Source organism: Ornithinimicrobium pekingense DSM 21552 (assembly GCF_000421185.1).
In the GTDB taxonomy this organism is placed as follows: domain Bacteria; phylum Actinomycetota; class Actinomycetes; order Actinomycetales; family Dermatophilaceae; genus Ornithinicoccus; species Ornithinicoccus pekingensis.
Map to the genome: position 1 here is coordinate 218,066 of NZ_ATWJ01000012.1, position 20,259 is coordinate 238,324.

Here is a 20,259-nt window from a genome sequence, read left to right on the forward strand (position 1 = left end):
GCGCAGTGCCGGTGCCGGCCCTCCGCCTCGAGCATCAGCTCCATGTGGTGGGCCTCCCGCGGACCCGGACGGGGCGCCCAGGACCTGCTCCGACGGTATGCCGTCACCACACAGGCGACGCACGTCACCCGCGGCGTGTCGGGGGCCTGCCGGTGAACATCGGCCGACCGGCACGTGTCCGCGTGACGGCAGTGACGCATGTGAAAAGAGAGACGAGCGGCAGTGCGCCGCCAGAGGGTGTGGTCGCCCTTCCAGGGCCGACATCGTCCAGCTGGGCCATGTCCGGCGCGGCAAGGCGATGTCGACCTCGGCAAGGCGATGCCCGGCGCACAAGGGCGCTGACCTGCGCCGGCGTGCCCCGTCTCAGAGCACCTTGGAGAGGAAGGCCTGCGTGCGCTCGTGCTGGGGGTTGGCGAGGACCTCGGTCGGGTCACCCTCCTCGACGATGACGCCGCCGTCCATGAAGACCAGCTTGTCGCCGACCTCCCGGGCGAAGCCCATCTCGTGGGTGACGACCATCATCGTCATCCCGTCCCGGGCCAGCGCGCGCATGACGTCGAGGACGTCGCCGACGAGCTCGGGGTCCAGCGCCGAGGTGGGCTCGTCGAAGAGCATCATGTCCGGGTCCATCGACAGCGCCCGCGCGATCGCGACCCGCTGCTGCTGGCCGCCGGACAGGTGCGCCGGGTAGGCGTCCACCTTCTCGGCCAGCCCGACCTTCTCCAGGTTCGCCCGCGCGATCTTCTCGGCCTCGGCCCGGCCCCGCCGCTTGACACGCTGCTGGGCGATCGTGAGGTTGCGCAGCACGGTCATGTGCGGGAAGAGGTTGAACTGCTGGAACACCATGCCGATGCGCGAGCGCACCCTGTCCAGCTCGGTGTCGGGGTCCGTGATGTCGATGCCCTCGACGAGGATCTGCCCGGACGTCGGCTCCTCCAGCCGGTTGACGCAGCGCAGCAGGGTGGACTTGCCCGAGCCGGAGGGGCCCACGACGCAGACGACCGTCCCGTGGTCGACCGTGAAGTCGATGCCGGTGAGGACCTCGTTGTCGCCGAAGCTCTTGTGCAGGTCGCGCACCTCGATGGCGGGAGCCCGCTCGTCGATCGTCTGCGTGGGGTGCAGCTGCTCGCCCATCAGCGGCTCCTCTTCTGCTTGCGCTCCATCCACGCCACCAGCTGCGTGAGCGGCAGGGTGATGGCCAGGTAGAGCAGCGCCGCGAACACCAGGCTGGTCGCCGTGCCCGCCGACGGCCCGGTGCTCATGAAGTTGCGCGCCGCCACGGTGAGCTCCTGCTGGCTGGCCGCCATGCCGAGCACGAACAGCAGCGAGGTGTCCTTGAGCAGGATCACCAGCTCGTTGGTCAGCGGCGGGATGACGATCCGCAGGGCCTGGGGCATGACGATCGAGGCCATGGTCCACGAGCCGTTCATGCCCAGCGAGCGCGCCGCCTCGGCCTGCCCCTTGGGCACCGCCTCGATGCCGGCCCGGATGGTCTCGGCCATGTAGGCCCCGGCCACCATCATCAGCGCGACCAGCCCGGCGCCGACGACCCCGCCGGGGGGCCGCCAGCCGAAGGCGATCGGCACGCCGAAGCCCATGAACAGGATGACGACCAGCGCCGGCAGCCCGCGGAACAGCTCGATGTATGCCGTGGCCAGCCAGCGGAACGGCGGGATCGGGGCGAGCTTCATCAGCACCAGCACCATGGCCAGCACGAAGCCGCCGACGAAGGCCACGATCGTGTACAGGATCGTGTTCTTGGCGGCGACCAGGATCATGCTGCGCCAGGTGCCGGTGAAGCCCTCGGCGAGGAAGAAGTTCTCGCTGATCGCCTCCCAGTCCGCGAGGAGGACGAAGACGACGACGATCGCCAGGAACACCGCATACAGGGAGAGCGTGAGGGCGCGCTCGCGGGCTCTGCGGGTCATGTCGACGCCTCCGTCCTCGTGCCTGACCAGGCGCTCAGGCGTCGGTGGTCTGGGCGGCGTCGTCCACGGCGTCCTCGGAGAAGTACTGGTCGTACAGCTCGTCGTACTCGCCGCTGTCGCGCAGCTCGGTCAGCTGCTCGTTGACCGCCTCGACCAGCGCGGTGTTGTCCTTCTTCATCGCCAGGCCGTAGGTCTCCTCCGTGGAGAACTCCTCGACGATCTCGAAGTCGCCGCCGGCGGTGTGGACCAGGTTGACCGGCAGGTCCTGCAGCAGCGCGTCGACCTGGCCGGCCTGGATGGCCTGGAACATCTCGGCGTCGCTGGGGAAGCTGATGACCTCCGCGCCGGAGGCGTTCTCGTTGGTGTAGGCCTCACCGGTCGTGCCCTGCTGCACCCCGACGCGCATGCCCTCGAGGTCCTCGATGGAGGCGATGTCGGAGTCGGTCGGCACGAGCAGCGACTGCTTGGAGTCGTAATAACCGTCGCTGAAGGCGAGGTTCTCCTGCCGCTCCTCGGTGATGGTCATGGCGGAGGCGGCGATGTCGCACTCCCCCGCGTTGAGGGCGAGCCCGGACTGCAGGCCGTCGAAGGAGGAGTCCTTGACGGCCAGCTCCAGCCCGAGCCCGTCGGCGACCGCCTGGACGATGTCGATGTCGAAGCCGGTGAAGCCCGACGGGGAGGACTCGTCGAAGTCCTCGAACGGCGGGTAGGGCACGTCGGAGCAGACGGTCAGGGTGCCGTCCGAGACGAGGTCGAGGTCCGAGCCGGCCGCGGTGCCGTCGCCGCCGTCACCCGCGCCCGTGTCGCCGTCGTCGGAGCCGCAGGCGGAGAGGGCGAGGACCAGGCCGGCCGCCGCGGCGGCCGCAGAGATGGATCGAATGTTCATTCTCGCACTGTATAACCGCGCAGGCGGCTGCGGTGACACCCGCGCGGGCGGGGTATGCCGTACCGGGACCGGTGCGCCGTCAGGTGCCGAAGCGACGCTCGCGCTCGGCGTAGGAGCGCAGCGCCCGCAGGAAGTCGACCTTGCGGAAGTCGGGCCAGTAGGCCTCGCAGAAGTAGTACTCGCTGTGCGCGCTCTGCCACAGCAGGAAACCCCCGAGGCGCTGCTCGCCGGAGGTGCGGATCACCAGGTCGGGGTCGGGCTGGCCCTTGGTGTAGAGGTGCTCGGCGATGTCCTCGGTGCTCACCGAGCGGGCGAGCTCCTCCAGGGTCGCTCCCCGGTCCGCCGCGTGCCGCAGCAGGGAGCGGACCGCGTCGGCGATCTCCCGACGGCCGCCGTAGCCGATCGCCACGTTGACGACCATCCCGTCGACCTCGGCGGTGCGTGCGGCGGCGGCCTGCAGGGTCCCCGCGGTGGCCTCCGGCAGCAGGTCGAGGGCGCCAACGACGTGCATCCGCCAGCACTGCCGGGCCGCGAGGTCCTCGACGACCTTCTCGATGATGTCCAGCAGCGGCTCGAGCTCGGCCGCCGGCCGGTTCAGGTTGTCGGTCGACAGCAGCCAGAGGGTGACCACCTCGACCCCCGCCTCCTGGCACCAGCCGAGGAACGGCGCGATGTTCTCCGCGCCGGCCCGGTGGCCCTCGGCCGACCCCGCCCCCCGCTCGCGGGCCCACCGCCGGTTGCCGTCGAGCATCACCCCGATGTGCCGCGGCAGCTGGTCGGAGGGGAGCTGGCGACGCAGGGACGAGGTGTACGCCCTGTAGACCAGGTCCCTCGGTGTCTGCATGAGGAGCAACCTACCGGGCAGCGCTGAGAACTCCCCGGCACGGCCGCCCCAGACCCCCAGCGACGACGCGGTATGCCGTGTCAGGCGGGCCCGCCCGCGCGAGCCCCCAGCACGGTGAGCAGCGCGGCGGCCCAGTGCGAGCCGAAGGCGGCCACCGTGAAGGCGTGGAACACCTCGTGGAAGCCGAACCAGCGCGGTGAGGGGTTCGGGCGCTTCAGGCCGTAGACGACCGCCCCTGCGGTGTAGAGCAGCCCGCCGGCGGCGATCAGGAAGACGACGAGCGGACCGCCCGCCTTCCAGAACGGCACCAGGAAGAAGACCGCGACCCAGCCCAGCGCCACGTACACGACGGTGTAGAGCCACCGGGGCGCCGCGAGCCAGAACACCCGGAAGAAGACGCCGGCGACGGCTCCGACCCAGACGACCCACAGCAGGGTGCGCATCTGCCCGGGCGGGAGCAGCATCACCGCGAAAGGTGTGTGCGTCCCGGCGATGATGAGGAAGATGTTGGCGTGGTCCCAGCGCTTGAGCATGGCGCTGACCCGGGGGGACCAGCGGCCGCGGTGGTAGAGCGCCGAGGTCCCGAAGAGCAGGACGGCGGTGACCCCGAACACCAGCGCGGCGACCCGTTCCGGGGTGCCCGGCGCCAGGAGGGCGAGGACCACGGCGGCCGCGATGGCGACCGGGACCATGCCCAGGTGGAGCCACCCGCGCAGGTGCGGCTTGACCTGGTCGACGACGGTGTCGACGAGGTCGCCGGCCGACTCGGCGGCGTCATGTGCGGCGTCACGCATCCTGCTCATGGAGGGAAGCGTAACTTACGCAACCGTAGGTTACGGAACCGTAGGTTGCCCTCGGCTGCTCAGCCGACGGGGTCGGGGCCCTCCTGCTCGCGCTCGTCCTGCCCGTCCCGCTCCGGACGGACGCCGTGCTCGACCTTCTGCGCGGCCCCGGGCTTGCGGTCGCGCGCGGCCGCGCGCTCGCGCAGCACCGCCTCGACCCGCCGCTCCTCGGCCAGGCGCATCCGGCGCAGTCGGCGGGTCATGTCCCGGCCGAGCAGCCAGACGACGATCATCAGGCCGAAGAGGACGAGGAACCCGCCCATCCCGGCCGTCACGGCCACGCTCGTGGTGTTCACTCGCTGTGCCCCTCTTCCTCGCGCATCTCGTCACGGTCGTCGGCGTCGGCGTCCTGGGGCTGGGTCGAGCGCGCCTCCAGCCCCTCCTCCTGCGGCGGCAGCGCCGGCGGACCGACGTAGGCGACCACCGGGTCGCCGTCGGCGTCGCGCTCGGGGGCCCGACGGCATACCTCGTCGGGGTCCTCCAGCTCGCGGACGCCGGCGAAGAGGTCGTCCTCGGGCATGGTCGCCGGGACGATCGAGCGGGCGAGCTCGAAGTCCTCGGTGGGCCACACCCGCTGCTGCAGCTCCAGCGGCACCGCGAACCACTGCCCGTCGGGGTCGACCTGGGTGGCGTGGGCCAGCAGCGCCCGGTCGCGGGTGGGGAAGTGCTCCGCGCACGGGACGTGGGTGCCGATCTGCCGGCGGGGGCGGCGGCGCAGGTTGGCGATCCAGTCCGCGAAGGGCGACTCCAGGCCCGCCTCGAGCATCGCCTCGTGCAGGCGCTCGGTGCGCTCGGCCGACCAGCCGTTGTAGTAGAGCTTCAGCGGCTGCCAGGGCTCACCCGCGTGCGGGTAGGCCTCGGGGTCGCCGGCCGCGCGCCAGGCCGCCATCGTGACCACGTGCGTCTGGATGTGGTCGGGGTGGGGGTAGCCGCCGTTCTCGTCGTAGGTGGTGACGACGTGCGGGCGGAACTCCCGGATCACCCGCACCAGCGCCTCGGCGGACACCTCGACCGGCTCGAGCGCGAAGCAGCCCTCGGGCAGCGGCGGAAGAGGGTCGCCCTCGGGCAGCCCGGAGTCCACGAACCCCAGCCAGGTGTGGCTCACGCCCAGGATCTGCGCCGCCCGCGCCATCTCCTCGCGGCGCACCCGGGTCAGGTCGCGCAGGATGTGCGCGTCGTCCTTGAGCCGCTCGTTGAGGATGTCCCCGCGCTCGCCGCCGGTGCACGAGACCACGCGCACCCGGACCCCCTCGGCGACATACCTCGCGCTGGTCGCGGCCCCCTTGGAGGACTCGTCGTCGGGATGGGCGTGCACGGCCATGAGGCGCAGGCCCCCCGGCATCGGCGTCGTCATCGCGGCGCTCCTTCGTGGGACGGCCGGGCTGGTGCCGGCCGTCGTCGGTCGTGACGGACAATGGGAGGTGCGCCGGGTCCGTGCCGGCGCACGACGATCGACCCCATCTTCTCACCGCTCCCAGGACGGACCGACCGTGACCTCAGCGCCACCTCCCGAGCCCACCCCGCACCGCGCCTCCGACGGCGCCCGCGAGGGCCGGGGTATGGAGCGCGCCGTCGACTGGGACGCGGAGGAGGAGGCCGCCGAGGCGCGCGGCGGACCGCGCCGGCTGGACGACCGGGCCCGCCGCCGGTGGTGGCTCGTCGGCTCCGCGGCGGTGGCCGTCATGACCGCCCTCGCCGTGTGGTTCGGGATCGAGGCCACGAGCGGGCGGGTGCACTGGGTCAACACCGGTCACCAGGTCGTGTCGGGCACCCAGGTGGACGTGCGCTTCGACCTGCGCCGCGACCCGGCGCGGGAGGTGGTCTGCCGCCTGGAGGCGCAGGAGGCCTCCCACGCGGTCGTGGGCCGTGCGGACGTGACCGTCGGCCCGGCGCAGAGCTCGCCGAGCCGGCACGTGGAGAGCGTGCGCACCGCCGCACCGGCGATCACCGGCTACGTCGAGGAGTGCTGGTACGCCGACGAGGAGCCGCGCGGGCGCTGAGCCCTGCCGGGCGGTCGCCCGGCCCCCGGCCGACAGACCGCTCGCGGGACCGCCGACACGCGCGGGACGCCGCCGGCAGGTGCCGGCGACGCCCCGCGGGCGACGGTCAGGTGCGGCTCAGGACGCCCTGTAGGGCTTGGCGTCGACGATCTTGACCTCGACGTCCTTGCCGTTGGGGGCGGTGTAGGTCACGGTCTTGCCGGGGGTCGCCCCCATCAGCGCGGCGCCCATCGGCGACTTCTCGCTGTAGACGGTCATGTCGTCCTCGTCGCCGATGATCTCGCGCGAGCCCAGCAGGAAGGTCTCGGTGTCGCCGAACATCTCCACGGTCACGACCATGCCCGGCTCGACGACGCCGTCGTCGGCGGGGGCGGTGCCCACGACCGCGTTCTGCAGCAGGTGCTGGAGCTGGCGGATGCGCAGCTCCATCTTGCCCTGCTCCTCCTTGGCGGCGTGGTAGCCGCCGTTCTCCTTGAGGTCACCCTCCTCGCGGGCGGCCTCGATCCGTCGCGAGATCTCCGAGCGGCCCTCGCCGGTGAGGTGGGCCAGCTCGGCGCTCAGGCGGTCGTACGCCTCCTGAGTCAGATAGCTCTGGTCCTTGGCGATCTCGGTCACGTTCGTTACTCCTCGTCATCGTGCGTGCGGCGGGTCAGCCCCTGCTGAGGCCACCAAACGCAAGGTCCGGGCACCTTTTGCCCGGACCGTGGTTGACCTTCCACTGTAGTCCGGATTCCGCCGCGAGTCGAGAATCGCCGGTGGGCCCGGGGGGCCGCGTAGGGATCGCTCAGACCTGGTCGACCGCGTAGCCCCGGTCGGTCAGGGCCCGCATCACCTCGGCAGAGTGGTCGTGGCCGCGCGTCTCGAGCGTGAGCGAGATCGCCACCTCGTGGACGGCCAGGTGCGGCACGCGGCGGTGGTGCTGCACCTCCAGGACGTTGCACTGCATCTCGGCCAGCATGGTCAGCACGCCCGCGAGGTTGCCGGGCTGGTCGGGCACCCGCACCCGCAGCTGCAGGTAGCGGCCGGCGGCGGTCAGGCCCTGGCGGATGATGCGCAGCAGCAGGAGCGGGTCGATGTTGCCGCCGGAGAGCACCACGACCACCGGCCCCTCGTAGTGGTTGGCGACCTCCAGGCCCAGCTCCATCAGGTGCGCCGTCCCGGCCGCCCCGGCGGGCTCGACGACGAGCTTGGCCCGCTCGGCCAGGTAGAGGACGGCCCGGGCAATCGCGGTCTCGCTGACCGTCTCCATCCCGTCGACGTGCTCGGAGACGACCGCGAAGGGCACGTCCCCGGGGCGGCCCACGGCGATGCCGTCGGCCATCGTGCTCATGTGCCCCAGGGGCACCGGGTGCCCCGCCTCCAGCGAGCCCGGCCAGGCCGCCGCCTGCTCGGCCTGCACGCCGACCACGCGCACGTCGGGGCGGGTGGCCTTGACCGCGGTGGCGATGCCCGCGAGCAGCCCCCCGCCGCCGGTCGCCACGACGACCGTGCGCACGTCGGGCACCTGCTCCAGGATCTCCAGCCCGCAGGTGCCCTGGCCGGCGACGATGTCGGGGTGGTCGAAGGGCGGGATGAACACGGCGCCCTGCTCGGTCTCGTGCCGGCGCGCCTCCTCGATGCACTCGTCCAGCGTGGTGCCCATCTGGATGACGTGCGCCCCGTAGCCGCGGGTGGCGGCCAGCTTGGGCATCGAGGCGCCGTTGGGCATGTAGACGGTCGCCTCGATGCCGAGCAGCCGGGCGGCCAGCGCCACGCCCTGGGCGTGGTTGCCGGCGCTGGCGGCGACGACGCCGCGGCGCTTCTCGTCCTCTGTCAGCCGCGACATCCGCGTGTAGGCGCCGCGCATCTTGAACGACCCGGCGCGCTGGAGGTTCTCGCACTTGAGGTGGACCCTGACCCCCGTGCGGTCGGTCAACGCCTGGCTGAACTCCATCGGCGTGGGCGTCAGCACGTCGGCGAGGATCTCCCGCGCGGCGAGGACGTCGTCGAGGGTCACCGCAGGCATCGTCGTCACGGGCCCCACCCTAGCCAGTCAGAGCTGGGCCGCGACGGCGCGCGCCAGGTCCGGCCGCTCCCCCGCCAGCAGTCCGGCGGCGAAGAGCAGGTATGCCGTGTCGACGCGGGTCCCCGCGTCGGCCGGCGGGCGCCAGCCGCCCCCGTGGTCGGCCAGCACCGCGGCCAGCACCCGGTCGGCCGCACCGGGGGCGGCATGGCGCAGCACCCCGCCGGAGCCCAGCAGCAGCCGCACGTCCTTGAGCGGGCGGGGCGCCTCGCCGGGCGCTCCCGGGCGCCCGTGCCGGCGGGCGGCGACGGTGGCGGCCGTCGTGGCCAGCACCAGGTCGTGCTCGTGCTCCTGGGCGGTGGTGGGCAGCAGCTCGGGCCGGGCGTGCACCCGCTCCACCCAGGAGCGCAGCTGCGGGTCGTCCGCCACCGGCAGTGCCTCGGCGGCCGCCGCCTCGAGCACGCCGGGGGCGCCCCACCGCATACCCAGGTCTCCCTCGACGGTGCGGGCGTGCCACAAGGTCGCGACGACGTGCTTGCGCAGGGAGGCGTCCTCGCCCTGCGGGGTCAGCACCGAGTAGACGTCGGTGGTGGCGCCGCCCACGTCGACGACCATCACGTCACCCCCGCGCACGTCGGCCAGGACCTCGACCCCGGCCAGGACCGCGTCCGGCGTCGCCGCCCGCACGAGCTGGGCGAACCTCGGTCCGCGGGACAGCCCCTTGCCCCCGATGACGTGCTCGAGGAACACCTCACGGATCGCGCGCCGGGCCGGGCCGGGGTGCACGACGCCGATGCGGGGCAGGACGTTGTCGGTGAGCGTGGCGCGGCGCAGGGTCCGGGCCAGCTCGGCCGCGACCTCCTCCTGCGCCTCCACGTTGCCCGCGACGACCACGGGGGCGCCCACCCGCGAGCGCGCGAGCCGGCGGGCGTTGTGCAGCAGGACCTCGGCGTTGCCGCCGTCGGTGCCACCGACGAGGAGCACGACGTCCGGTCGGGCCGCCCGCAGGTCGGCCACCCCGGCGGTCGTCAGCCTCCCGGTGGCGACGTGCACGACCTTGGCGCCGGCGGAGAGCCCGACCCGGTGACCCGCCTCGGCCGTCACCGCGCGCTCGTAGCCGACGACGGCCAGGCGCAGCCCGCCGCCGGCGCTGGAGCAGACCAGCACCCGGTCGCGCTCGGCCGGGTCGAGCGGGTCGGGCACGGACCCGCCGGGCCCGAGCGCACGGCATACCCCGGCCACCCCCTCGAGCACGTCCCGACCCGGCCCCACGGTGGTGGGGACGGCGGCCCGCGCGAGGAGGCCGCCCCTGTCGTCGACGAGGGCGGCCTTGGTGAACGTCGACCCGACGTCGACCAGCAGGTAGCTCACAGCAGCGCGACCACCGACGCCACGAGCAGCCACACCATCCCGGCCAGCACGAGCAGCAGCCCCCACAACCGCAGCCGCTGCGCGGCGAGCCTGCGGGCCCGGTCGTCCTCGACGCCCAGGCCCTGCCCGGTCGCCACGTCGTGGGTCCCGGGCGGGCCGCCGAAGCCGGCCCGCACACGGGTCGCCTCGGCGGAGGCGGCACGGCCGCGCACGTAGAGGACGACGCCCACCGCCACCAGCAGCAGCGGCAGCCCCACCCCCAGGGCCCAGTCGCCGGCCGACCAGGCGTCGGTGGTCGCCGCGGCGCGCGACGGCGTCAGCAGGAGCACGGACATGACGAGCAAGGTGCCACAGTCCGCGGGCCCGCGCCAGCGGACGCCCCGGCGCGGGCGTGTGACACTGGACGGTATGACGTTCTGGTCCTCCTCGTCCTCGCCCTCGTCCGCGCCGCTCCCGGGCCGGTCCGAGCCGCTGCCCGGCATCCCCACCACGCACACGGTGCTCGGCTCCTCGATGCAGGGGCCGTGGCCGGAGGGCACCGAGGTCCTCTACGTGGCGATGGGCTGCTTCTGGGGCGCCGAGCGCATCTTCTGGCAGCTGCCCGGCGTCGTCACGACGGCGGCCGGCTACATGGGCGGCTCGACCCCCAACCCGACCTACCAGGAGACCTGCACCGGGCGCACCGGGCACGCCGAGGCGGTGCTCGTCGCCTACGACCCGTCGCAGACCTCCCCGGAGCAGCTGCTCAAGGCCTTCTGGGAGAACCACGACCCGACGACGCCGGACCGTCAGGGCAACGACGTCGGCACGCAGTACCGCTCAGCGGTCTACTGGACCACCCCCGGTCAGGAGGCTGCCGCGCGGGCCACCAAGGACGCGTTCGAGAAGCTGGTCCTGGCCGACGGCCACGGCCCGATCGTCACCGAGCTGCGGCCGGCCGAGGACGCCGGGCCCTTCTACTACGCCGAGGACTACCACCAGCAGTACCTGCACAAGAACCCCGGCGGCTACTGCAACCACGGGCCCAACGGCTACACCTGCCCGGTCGGCCTGGTGCGCCAGGACGAGGTGCCCGCGCAGGCCGACGTGCTGCCCCCGCAGTGACCCGGGCCTGAGGCCCGCTCCGACGACGAGGAGGGCCCGACCACCGTGGTGGTCGGGCCCTCCTCGCGTCTGCTGGAGGAGCCGGTGCTCAGGGCTCGGCGGTCTGCCCGCCGATGTCGACGCCGCCCTGCTGGATCTCGTCGTCCGAGGGCGCCTGGATGTCCTGCGGCTCGCCCCAGTTGTCGGCGAGGATCTCGGTGACGGCGCCCTGGGACTCGAAGGCGACGCGACGCATGAGGTTGTCGTCGTCGACCCACACGTCGTAGGTCAGCTCCTCGCCGACCATCGCCGAGGCCTGCGCGGCGTCGTCACCGGTCTGGCCGGCGGCGTCGAGCGCGGCCTCGGTGTCCACCGTGACCTCGTAGCGGCGCATGTCCTGGCCGTCGACGTCCTCCTCGCCCACGAAGAGGACCTGCTGCGCGCCGGCCTCCCAGGCGTCCCAGGTGGAGGTGATGTCGACCTCGTCGAGCTGCTGGGACAGGTCGCCGAGCTGCTCCGGCGGCACCTCGAGGAACTTGCCCTCCTCGGTCACCCCGGGCATCGACATGAAGACCCGGCCGTCGACCATGACCATGCGCACCGCGCCCATGCCGGGCATCGTCATGTCCATGTCCAGCGCGGGCTGCCCGCCGGAGAGGTCGACCGCGCCGTCGAGCTCGATCGACTGGCCGCCGGTGCTGATGTTCATGGTCATCGTGTAGGAGGACAGCGTCTCCTCCCCGGGCGACTGGAGCATCGCCACGAACTCCTGGATGTCCACCTCCTCGCCCTCGGCGGCCGCGGGCGCGGCGGAGGCCTCCTCGGCACCGGCGTCCGTGTCCTGGGTGCCGGCCCCGGCGTCCTCGGTCGAGACGGCACCGGGCGTCGGGTCGGGGTCGGGGGTCTCCTCGGCCGTGCACGCGGCCAGCGCGAGGGTGATGGCTCCGGCGCCCAGCAGGCCGGCCCAGCGACTGCGGATGGTGCTCATGACGGTCGTGTCCTCTCCCCACCGTGGGTGGCCGGGCCAGGGGCACGACCGATGCTCGCCCCATCGTGTCACACCTGCGCCCGCGCGGCCGGGCACGCGGGGGCGCGAAGCGGCGCCGGGAACGGTGCGGGACCTTCGTTTCTCCCCCGGTGCCACCACGTGGTCGAATGGCGTCTTACCGCGAGCAGGAGCGAGGTACCCCCACGTTGAACGACAACGCCATCTTCCGGCACCACGACACCGCGGTGCTGTCCGTCACGGCGGTCGACGCACCCGTGGTCAAGACCTCCGAGGAGTTCGACGAGATCATCGGCGACTCCTACCGGCGCAACGGGCTGCGCCCCGGCATGCTGGCCGCGCTGGCCGGCATCCGTGAGCGGCGCTGGTGGGGCGAGGACCAGCACTTCGTCGACGGTGCCGTGGAGGCGGGGCGGCTGGCGCTGGAGCAGGCGGGGGTCGACCCCGCGCGCGTCGGCCTGCTCGTCAACACCTCCGTGAGCCGCAGCCACCTCGAGCCCTCGATCGCCGTGGACGTGCACCACCGGCTCGGGCTGGGCTCTTCCTGCCTCAACTTCGACATCACCAACGCCTGCCTCGGGTTCGTCAACGGTATGCAGCTCGCCGCGACCATGATCGACGCCGGCCAGATCGACTACGCCCTCGTCGTCGACGGTGAGGGGTCGCGCGAGCCGCAGGAGCGCACGCTCGAGCGCCTGGCCTCCGACGACGCCACCGCCCGCGACATCCTCGACCAGTTCGCCACGCTCACCCTCGGCTCCGGGGCCGCCGCCATGGTGCTGGGCCGGGCGAGCGAGCACCCCGAGGGCCACCGTGTCGTCGGCGGTGTCACCCGGGCGGCGACCGAGCACCACGGGTTGTGCGTCGGCGACTTCTCCGAGATGCGCACCGACACCCAGGGCCTGCTCACCGCCGGTGTCCAGCTCGCCAAGGAGCTGTGGCACGACGCCCGCGACGAGTTCGACTGGGACGACATGGACCGCTACGTCGTGCACCAGGTCTCCAGCGTGCACACCGGGAAGACGGCCGAGGCCCTGGGCCTGGACGAGAGCAGGATCCCGCTGACCTTCCCGTTGCTGGGCAACGTCGGGCCGGCCGCGGTGGCGATCACCCTCGCCAAGGAGGCGGACTCCCTGCGGCCGGGCGACCGGGTGCTGATGATGGGGGTCGGCTCCGGCCTGAACATGACCTGCCTCGAGCTCACCTGGTGACGTGGCGCACGTGGGCTTCCCGGAGCAGGACGGGCGCACCGACGGGCCGCTGAGACAGCGCGTGCACGGTCCGGCGGGGCGGGCCGTCTCCGACCCGCCCGGCCTGCCGCGCCGCGACCTGCCCGGGCTCGACCGGGCCTGGTCGAGGGTCGTGGTGGCTCCGGACGCCGAGGGGATGCCGCGGCACTGGCACCTGCTCGACACCGGTCCGCTGCTGCAGGAGCGCGGGGAGGAGGTGGTCGGCACCCTGCTGTGCGTCCACGGCAACCCCACCTGGTCCTACCTGTGGCGTCGCGTGCTCGCCCAGGCCCCGCCCGGCTGGCGGGTGGTGGCCGTCGACCAGCTCGGCATGGGCTGGTCGGAGCGCACCGCCGAGCCGCGCACCCTGGCCCAGCGGGTCGACGACCTCGACCACCTCACCGACGCGCTCGGCCTGACCGGGGCAGGCCCCCTCGCGGTGCTCGCGCACGACTGGGGCGGCCCCGTCTCGCTGGGGTGGGCGCTGCGGCACACCTCCGACCTCGCCGGGGTGGTGCTCACCAACACGGCGGTGCACCAGCCCGCGGAGTTCGCCCCTCCCGCGGTCATCCGGCTCGCCCGAGCGCCCTGGCTCCTGGCGCAGGTATGCCGTCGCACGCCCGCCTTCGTGCGCGCGACGACGGCGCTGTCCGTCCCGCCGCTGCCGGCCCCGGTGCGCGAGGCCTTCGCCGCGCCGTACCGCACGCCGGGCCGCCGCGCGGCGGTCGCCGACTTCGTGGCGGACATCCCCTTCGAGGCCGACCACCCCAGCCGCGCGACCCTCGACGCGGTCGCCGACGGCCTGTCAGCGCTGGCCGACGTGCCGGCCCTGCTGGTCTGGGGCCCGCGCGACCCCGTCTTCGGTCAGCGCTACCTCGACGACCTCGCGACCCGCCTGCCGCACGCCGACGTGCAGCGCTACGCCGGCGCGTCCCACCTCGTGCTCGAGGACCGGCCCGAGGGCATCGACGTCGTCTGGCGCTGGCTGCGCGAGAACGTGGCGACCGGGTCCGGGCGGCCCGCCGCCGTAGGGTCCGCCGGCCACCCCGAGGAGCCAGCAGAGTCCTCGCGGTCCCTGTCCGACGACGTGCCCCGCGTCGCGGTGCGGGTCGACACCTCCGCCCCTGACTCCCCTGCGGTGGTCGAGCTGCGGGGCGGACGGCGGTCGGTCACCTTCGGCGAGCTGGACCGCCTGGTCGACGACGTCGCCCGGGGGCTCCTGGCCCGCGGGGTCGTTCCCGGCGACCGGGTCGCGGTCCTCGTGCCGCCGGGCATCGAGCTCACGACCCTGGTCTACGCGCTGTGGCGGATCGGTGCCGTCGTCGTCATCGCCGACGCCGGCCTCGGGCTGGGGCGCCTGGGCAGCTCGCTGCGGTCGGCCGGCCCGCGGCACGTCGTGGGGATCGGGCGGGCGCTGCGGCTGGCCGACGTGACACGGGTGCCGGGGCAGCGGCTGCGGGTGGAGCCCGGAGGCGACGAGCTGGCCCGCCTCGCCGAGGAGGGACGCGGGGCCTCACCGGCGCTGCCCGACCCGGACGAGGTGGGCGGCGACGCCGACGGCGCCGTGCTGTTCACCTCCGGGGCGACCGGCCCGCCCAAGGGCGTCGTCTACACCCGTGACCGGCTGGGCGCGCAGGTGGCGCTCCTGCGCGACACCTTCGGGCTGGGGCGCGGCGAGCGCCTCGTCGCCGCCTTCGCCCCGTTCGCCCTCTACGGGCCCGCCCTCGGGCTGACCGGGGTCGTGCCGGACATGGACGTCACCGCCCCGCAGACGCTGACCGCGGCCGGGCTGGCCGAGGCCGTCACGGCCGTGGACGCCACGGTCGTCTTCGCCGCGCCCGCGGCCCTGCGCAACGTCGTGGCCACCGCCGAGGGCCTCGACGAGCGGGGCCGGACCGCACTGGCCGGACCGCGCCTCGTCCTCTCGGCCGGGGCGCCCGTGCCGGTCGACCTGCTGCGCCGCGTGCGTGAGCTGCTGACCCACGCCTCGACGCACACGCCCTACGGGATGACCGAGGCGCTCCCGGTCGCCACGCTGGACCCGGTGGAGGAGCTCGGGGCGGGAGGGCCAGGGTCCACCGACGCTGCTCAGGACGGCGTCTGCGTGGGCCGGCCGCTGGAGCGCGTGGAGGTGGGCGTCGCCCCGCTGGACGCGCACGGCATACCCGCCGAGGAGCTGGTGACCACCCCCGGCGCGGTGGGCGAGATCGTGGTCCGCGGGCCGCACGTCAAGGACCGCTACGACCGTCTCTGGACGACCCAGCGCGCCAGCGAGCGGCCCGTCGGGTGGCACCGGACCGGCGACGTGGGGCACCTCGACGAGCACGGGCGGCTCTGGGTCGAGGGGCGCCTCGCCCATGTCATCAGCACCCCGGACGGTCCGGTCCCCCCGTATGCCGTGGAGGCCCGGGTGCGCGCGCTGCCCGACGTGGCGGACGCCGCCGTGGTCGGGGTCGGTCCGGAGGGGACTCAGCAGCTCGTCGTGGTGCTCGTGCCGACGGAGCGCGGTGGCGCGGTGGCCCGCCTCACCGGTGCCCCCCGCGGGCAGGCCCGGCTGGCGCCCGGGGCGACGGCCGACGCGGTGCGCCGGGTGGCCGGGGTCCCCGTCGCAGCCGTGCTGGTCCGCGACTGGCTCCCGGTGGACGTGCGCCACGCGAGCAAGGTGGACCGCGGCGCGCTGGCGCGGTGGGCCGACGGGGTGCTCCACGGCCGAACGGTGCGCGGCCGGGTCGCCGCCCTGCTGCCCGGCCCGGCCCACGCCCCGATGACGAGGAGCCGCTGATGGCCGACCGGGTGCTGGTGACCGGTGCCAGCGGCATGCTCGGTGGCGCCGTCGCCGACCTGCTCGCCGAGCGCGGCCAGGACGTCACCGTGATGCAGCGCAGGTCCGCCGGGGGGAGGCACCGCGAGGTGCTCGGCGACATCCGCGACCGCGACGCCGTCCGCCGTGCGGTGGCCGGCCAGGACGCGGTCGTGCACCTGGCGGCGAAGGTCGACGTGGTCGGACCGTGGATGGACTTCGTCCGGGTCAACGCCACCGGCACCCGCAACGTCGTCGAGGCGCTGCGCTCCGGCGGCGGCGGACGTCTGGTCCAGGTGTCCTCGCCGTCCGTGGCGCACACCGGGCGGTCCCTGGCCGGCGAGGGGGCGGGCCCGGCCAGCCCGATGCGTGCCCGCGGCCACTACGCCCGGACCAAGGCGGCCGCCGAGCTCTTCGCGCTGCTCGCCGACTCCCCCGACCTCGCGGTCACCGCCGTCCGGCCGCACCTGGTGTGGGGGCCCGGCGACACCCAGCTCGTCGGGCGCATCGCCGAGCGGGCCCGGCAGGGCCGGCTGGCGCTCGTCGGGCCCGGGACCGCGCTCATCGACACCACCTACGTCGACAACGCCGCGGAGGCGGTCGTGGCGGCGCTGGAGCGCATCGAGCACGCGCACGGGGAGGCGTTCGTGGTGACCAACGGCGAGCCGCGACCGGTCGGCGAGCTCGTGGCCGCGATCTGCCGCGCGGTCGGCGCTCCCGCGCCCCGGCTGCACGTGCCCCGCCCGCTGGCCTGGACCCTCGGCGCGGTCGTCGAGGGCGCCGTGGCGGTGTCGGAGCGGCTGCCCGGCGTGCCGGCCGTCACCCAGCCGCCGCTCACCCGCTTCCTGGCCGAGCAGATCGGCACGGCGCACTGGTTCGACCAGCGGCGCACGCGCGAGGTCCTGGCCTGGACCCCGCGGGTCAGCATCGACGAGGGCCTGGCCCGGCTCGCGGAGGCCTCCAGAGCCTGAGCGGTCCCGCGCCCGGTGCCCAGCCGCTCACCCGCGCCCAGCCCGTCACCGGACCCTGCCGACTGTCCCACTCTCGTCGCCGGACGGCGCCTCCGGACCGACGAAAGCGGGACACTCGGTACGGCCGGGCCGGGAGTGCGCCCGCAGGTCAGCCCGACCCCTGCGCCCTGAGCTCCGCCTGGGTCCGCGCGTCGTCGGCGACGACCGACTCGGCCTCGGCCAGCACCGCCTCCATGCTCGCGCTCGGGACCACCACGCCGCCGGTGCGGTCGACGTAGACCCAGTCGCCGGGCAGGACCGTGGTGCCGAAGACCTCGACGGCGACGCCCGCGGCATACGGCATGACGCTGTCCCCGCCCCAGCGCACCGCCTCCCCCCGGCACCAGGTCGCGAACCCGAGGTCGGCCAGCTCGGCGAAGTCGCGCAGCAGCCCGTCGGCCAGCACCCCGGCCAGGCCGTGGGTCGCCACCCGCGTCAGCTTGACCCCGCCTGCGTGCGAGACCTCCGGGTAGCCTCCGCTGCCCAGCACGAGCACCGCACCCGACGGGGCGTCGCGGACGGCCGCGGAGAAGACCTCGGCGAAGCCGGTGTCGGGGTCGGGCAGGTCGTCGCGGGTCGGCAGGTACTGCAGGGTCACCGCCGGGCCGAGCAGGACCCTGCCGGGGGCTGGGCTGCGCAGCGCGGGCAGGTGCGCACGGTGGCGGTGCAGCCGCCCCATCGCGTCCACCAGCGGCGCGCAGCCGACGGCGAGCGCGCGCTCGCGCCAGGGCTGCGGGTCCTCGGGCATGGGGGCCTCCTGGCGGCGGTCAGGTCACCTGAGTCAACCGGTTCGGCGGGGCCCGGGCAAGACCCCGCAGCGGGTATGCGGTCACCTGACCTCCGCGTCAAGGCGCCAGGGAGGGGACCTAGACTTCCGGCATACCCGTCGCCGTCAAGGAGGACCCCCATGGCTGAGGCCGTCATCGTCGCCGCCGCCCGCACCCCGATCGGCCGTGCCTTCAAGGGCTCGCTGACCACCGTCCGCCCCGACGACCTGGCCGCCGGCGTCGTCCGCGCCGCGCTCGAGCAGGTGCCCGCGCTGGACCCCACCACCATCGACGACCTCTACCTGGGGTGCGCCGAGCCGTCGGCCGAGCACGGCTTCAACATGGCGCGCGTCGTCAGCGTGCTGCTGGGCCTGGACGGGCTGCCGGGGGCGACCGTCAACCGCTTCTGCGCGTCGTCGGTCCAGACCACGCGGCAGGCGTTCCACGCCATCAGGGCCGGCGAGGGCGACGTCTTCGTCAGCGCCGGGGTCGAGGCCGTCTCCCGCTACCAGAACTTCGCCGGCGCCGGTGGCGGCGCGGAGGACGTGAAGAACCCGCTGTTCGCCGAGGCCCGCGCCCGGACCGAGGAGACCGCCCGCACCAACGAGACCTGGACCGACCCGCGCACCCACGGGGCGCTGCCGGACGTCTACATCTCCATGGGGCAGACCGCGGAGAACGTCGCGACCTCCCTGGGCATCTCCCGCCAGCGCCAGGACGAGTGGGGCGTGACCTCCCAGAACCGCGCGGAGAAGGCCATCGCCGACGGGGTCTTCGCCCGCGAGATCGCGCCGGTGACCCTGGCCGACGGCACCGTCGTCTCCACCGACGACGGTCCGCGCGCCGGCGTCACGCTCGAGAAGGTGTCCCAGCTGCAGCCGGTCTTCCGCGAGGACGGCACGGTGACCGCCGGCAACTGCTGCCCGCTCAACGACGGCGCCGCCGCGCTGGTCGTCATGAGCGACACCCGGGCCAAGGAGCTCGGCCTGACCCCGCTGGCCCGCATCGTGTCGACCGGCGTCTCGGCGCTGTCCCCCGAGATCATGGGCCTGGGCCCGATCGAGGCCTCCCGCCAGGCGCTGGCCCGCGCCGGGATGACGATCGAGGACATGGACCTCTACGAGATCAACGAGGCCTTCGCCGTCCAGGTCCTGGGCTCGGCCGACGCGCTCGGCATGGACTACGACCGGCTCAACGTGCACGGCGGCGCGATCGCCCTCGGCCACCCCTTCGGCAGCACCGGGGCGCGGATCTCGACCACGCTGATCAACGCGCTGCAGACCCGCGACCAGCAGTTCGGTCTGGAGACGATGTGCGTCGGCGGCGGCCAGGGCATGGCCATGGTCATCGAGCGCCTGAGCTGACACCCCGTCCCCCGCTCGTCCCGGCGCCGCCTCTGCCCTCGCAGGGGCGGCGCCGGTCTGCTCCCGGGGCCCGGTGCGGATAGCCTTGGACGGTTTCCGTCCTCCGACCCGCCCAAGGAGCCCTGAATGGCCGCCGGTCTAGCCGCTCTCCTCGACGACATCGCGGCCATCGCCCGCGTCGCCGCCGCCTCCGTGGACGACATCAGCGCCGCGGCCGGCCGTGCCGGGATGAAGGCGGCCGGGGTCGTCGTGGACGACGCCGCCGTCACGCCGCGCTACGTCACCGGGTTCGACCCGAGCCGCGAGCTGCCGATCATCAAGAAGATCGGCCTGGGCTCGCTGCGCAACAAGCTGCTCTTCATCGTCCCGGCGGCGCTGCTGCTCAGCCAGTATGCCGAGTGGCTGCTCACGCCGATCCTCATGCTGGGCGGCACCTACCTCTCCTACGAGGGTGCCCACAAGGTGCTGGAGTGGCTGGGGGTCGGCGGGCACCACGACGGGGCCAAGGACGCCCCGGCGGTGGAGCAGGGACCCGAGCAGGAGAAGAAGATGGTCAGCGGTGCGATCCGCACCGACTTCATCCTCTCGGCCGAGATCATGGTCATCGCGCTCAACGAGGTCACCGACGAGCCCTTCCTCAACCGGGCGCTCATCCTCGTGGTGGTCGCGATCGCGATCACCCTGCTGATCTACGGCGTCGTCGGCCTCCTCGTGAAGATGGACGACGTCGGCCTGCACCTGGCCCAGCGCGACCAGGAGGGCGCCCAGCGCATCGGGCAGTTCCTGGTCAAGGCGATGCCGATCGTGCTCAAGGTGCTGTCCATCGTGGGCGTCATCGCCATGCTGTGGGTGGGCGGTCACATCCTCCTGGTCGGCATCGACGAGCTGGGCTTCCACCCCATCTACGACTTCGTGCACCACATGGAGGAGATCGTGGCCGGCTGGCTGCCGGGGATCAGCGGCGTCGCGGCGTGGCTGACCAACACCTTCTTCTCGGCCGTGCTGGGTCTGGCGGTCGGCCTGGTCGTCGTCGGTCTGCTCAAGCTCGTGCCCCGCAAGAAGGACGAGCACGCGGAGGCCAGCGCTCACTGAGCAGCCGAGGTCGCACCGCACCCGAGGTCGTCGAC

20 protein-coding genes are annotated in these 20,259 nt (G+C 73.8%); 7 read left to right on the forward strand and 13 right to left on the reverse strand.

What is annotated here, in order from left to right; genetic code table 11:
- Positions 1 to 363 precede the first annotated feature (363 nt).
- The 7 genes from K330_RS0113915 to mca form a co-directional block, all read right to left on the reverse strand.
- A complete protein-coding gene (locus K330_RS0113915) occupies positions 364 to 1,134 on the reverse strand; it encodes an amino acid ABC transporter ATP-binding protein (RefSeq protein ID WP_022922429.1) in 771 nt (256 codons plus the stop codon).
- Entirely contained in the window at positions 1,134 to 1,928 is a 795-nt protein-coding gene (locus K330_RS0113920) for an amino acid ABC transporter permease (RefSeq protein ID WP_022922430.1), read from the reverse strand. Before K330_RS0113920 ends, K330_RS0113915 begins: the two co-directional genes overlap by 1 nt.
- Positions 1,929 to 1,962: 34 nt before the next feature.
- Positions 1,963 to 2,814 carry a basic amino acid ABC transporter substrate-binding protein gene (locus K330_RS0113925; RefSeq protein WP_022922431.1) on the reverse strand — a complete coding sequence of 284 codons (852 nt, stop codon included), beginning with the start codon at positions 2,812 to 2,814 and terminating at the stop codon, positions 1,963 to 1,965.
- Positions 2,815 to 2,893: 79 nt separating this feature from the next.
- Positions 2,894 to 3,658: an isoprenyl transferase gene (locus tag K330_RS0113930; RefSeq protein WP_022922432.1), complete on the reverse strand. Its 765-nt coding sequence runs from the start codon at positions 3,656 to 3,658 to the stop codon at positions 2,894 to 2,896.
- A gap of 80 nt (positions 3,659 to 3,738) precedes the next feature.
- Complete coding sequence (gene trhA / locus K330_RS0113935; RefSeq protein WP_202804529.1) at positions 3,739 to 4,461, reverse strand: PAQR family membrane homeostasis protein TrhA; 723 nt, start codon at positions 4,459 to 4,461, stop codon at positions 3,739 to 3,741.
- Positions 4,462 to 4,520: 59 nt separating this feature from the next.
- Positions 4,521 to 4,796, reverse strand: coding sequence for a hypothetical protein (locus K330_RS21385; RefSeq protein WP_022922434.1), 276 nt, complete (start codon positions 4,794 to 4,796; stop codon positions 4,521 to 4,523).
- On the reverse strand, positions 4,793 to 5,854 hold the full coding sequence (mca, locus tag K330_RS21390; protein WP_022922435.1) for a mycothiol conjugate amidase Mca: 1,062 nt from the start codon (positions 5,852 to 5,854) through the stop codon (positions 4,793 to 4,795). Before mca ends, K330_RS21385 begins: the two co-directional genes overlap by 4 nt.
- A gap of 136 nt (positions 5,855 to 5,990) precedes the next feature.
- Here mca and K330_RS23380 point away from each other — a divergent pair, with 136 nt between their 5' ends.
- Complete coding sequence (locus tag K330_RS23380) at positions 5,991 to 6,500, forward strand: DUF4307 domain-containing protein (protein ID WP_169448574.1); 510 nt, start codon at positions 5,991 to 5,993, stop codon at positions 6,498 to 6,500.
- 117 nt (positions 6,501 to 6,617) lie between these two features.
- Here the strand turns inward: K330_RS23380 and greA are convergent, their stop codons facing one another.
- The 4 genes from greA to K330_RS0113970 all read right to left on the reverse strand — a co-directional run bounded on the left by greA (position 6,618) and on the right by K330_RS0113970 (position 10,208).
- Entirely contained in the window at positions 6,618 to 7,115 is a 498-nt protein-coding gene (gene greA, locus K330_RS0113955) for a transcription elongation factor GreA (protein ID WP_022922437.1), read from the reverse strand.
- Between the two features lie 169 nt (positions 7,116 to 7,284).
- Entirely contained in the window at positions 7,285 to 8,523 is a 1,239-nt protein-coding gene (gene ilvA, locus K330_RS0113960; protein ID WP_202804530.1) for a threonine ammonia-lyase, read from the reverse strand.
- Positions 8,524 to 8,532: 9 nt separating this feature from the next.
- Positions 8,533 to 9,873 (reverse strand): glutamate mutase L, encoded by a 1,341-nt coding sequence (locus K330_RS0113965; RefSeq protein WP_022922439.1) that lies wholly within the window; start codon positions 9,871 to 9,873, stop codon positions 8,533 to 8,535.
- Positions 9,870 to 10,208, reverse strand: a complete 339-nt coding sequence (locus K330_RS0113970; RefSeq protein WP_156875817.1) for a hypothetical protein — start codon at positions 10,206 to 10,208, stop codon at positions 9,870 to 9,872. The genes K330_RS0113965 and K330_RS0113970 overlap by 4 nt, the downstream gene beginning before the upstream one ends.
- 73 nt (positions 10,209 to 10,281) lie before the next feature.
- Here K330_RS0113970 and msrA point away from each other — a divergent pair, with 73 nt between their 5' ends.
- Entirely contained in the window at positions 10,282 to 10,977 is a 696-nt protein-coding gene (gene msrA / locus K330_RS0113975) for a peptide-methionine (S)-S-oxide reductase MsrA (RefSeq protein WP_022922441.1), read from the forward strand.
- 88 nt (positions 10,978 to 11,065) lie between these two features.
- Here the strand turns inward: msrA and K330_RS0113980 are convergent, their stop codons facing one another.
- Positions 11,066 to 11,944: an SCO4651 family lipoprotein gene (locus K330_RS0113980; protein WP_022922442.1), complete on the reverse strand. Its 879-nt coding sequence runs from the start codon at positions 11,942 to 11,944 to the stop codon at positions 11,066 to 11,068.
- A gap of 167 nt (positions 11,945 to 12,111) precedes the next feature.
- Between K330_RS0113980 and K330_RS0113985 the strand changes: the two genes are divergently transcribed.
- From K330_RS0113985 to K330_RS0113995, 3 genes are read left to right on the forward strand one after another with little or no spacing between them, the layout of a single operon-like run.
- Positions 12,112 to 13,173: a 3-oxoacyl-ACP synthase III gene (locus K330_RS0113985; protein WP_051145620.1), complete on the forward strand. Its 1,062-nt coding sequence runs from the start codon at positions 12,112 to 12,114 to the stop codon at positions 13,171 to 13,173.
- 10 nt (positions 13,174 to 13,183) lie between these two features.
- Positions 13,184 to 15,973 (forward strand): alpha/beta fold hydrolase, encoded by a 2,790-nt coding sequence (locus tag K330_RS0113990; RefSeq protein WP_022922444.1) that lies wholly within the window; start codon positions 13,184 to 13,186, stop codon positions 15,971 to 15,973.
- Complete coding sequence (locus tag K330_RS0113995; RefSeq protein WP_022922445.1) at positions 15,973 to 16,962, forward strand: NAD-dependent epimerase/dehydratase family protein; 990 nt, start codon at positions 15,973 to 15,975, stop codon at positions 16,960 to 16,962. Before K330_RS0113990 ends, K330_RS0113995 begins: the two co-directional genes overlap by 1 nt.
- A gap of 148 nt (positions 16,963 to 17,110) precedes the next feature.
- Here the strand turns inward: K330_RS0113995 and K330_RS21400 are convergent, their stop codons facing one another.
- Positions 17,111 to 17,749, reverse strand: a complete 639-nt coding sequence (locus K330_RS21400; protein ID WP_022922446.1) for an RraA family protein — start codon at positions 17,747 to 17,749, stop codon at positions 17,111 to 17,113.
- A 159-nt stretch (positions 17,750 to 17,908) separates the two neighbouring features.
- On the opposite strand from K330_RS21400, the gene K330_RS0114005 reads away from it, so the two are divergent.
- Both K330_RS0114005 and K330_RS0114010 read left to right on the forward strand, forming a co-directional pair.
- On the forward strand, positions 17,909 to 19,132 hold the full coding sequence (locus tag K330_RS0114005) for an acetyl-CoA C-acetyltransferase (protein ID WP_022922447.1): 1,224 nt from the start codon (positions 17,909 to 17,911) through the stop codon (positions 19,130 to 19,132).
- Between the two features lie 126 nt (positions 19,133 to 19,258).
- A complete protein-coding gene (locus tag K330_RS0114010; RefSeq protein WP_022922448.1) occupies positions 19,259 to 20,224 on the forward strand; it encodes a DUF808 domain-containing protein in 966 nt (321 codons plus the stop codon).
- Positions 20,225 to 20,259: the final 35 nt, after the last annotated feature.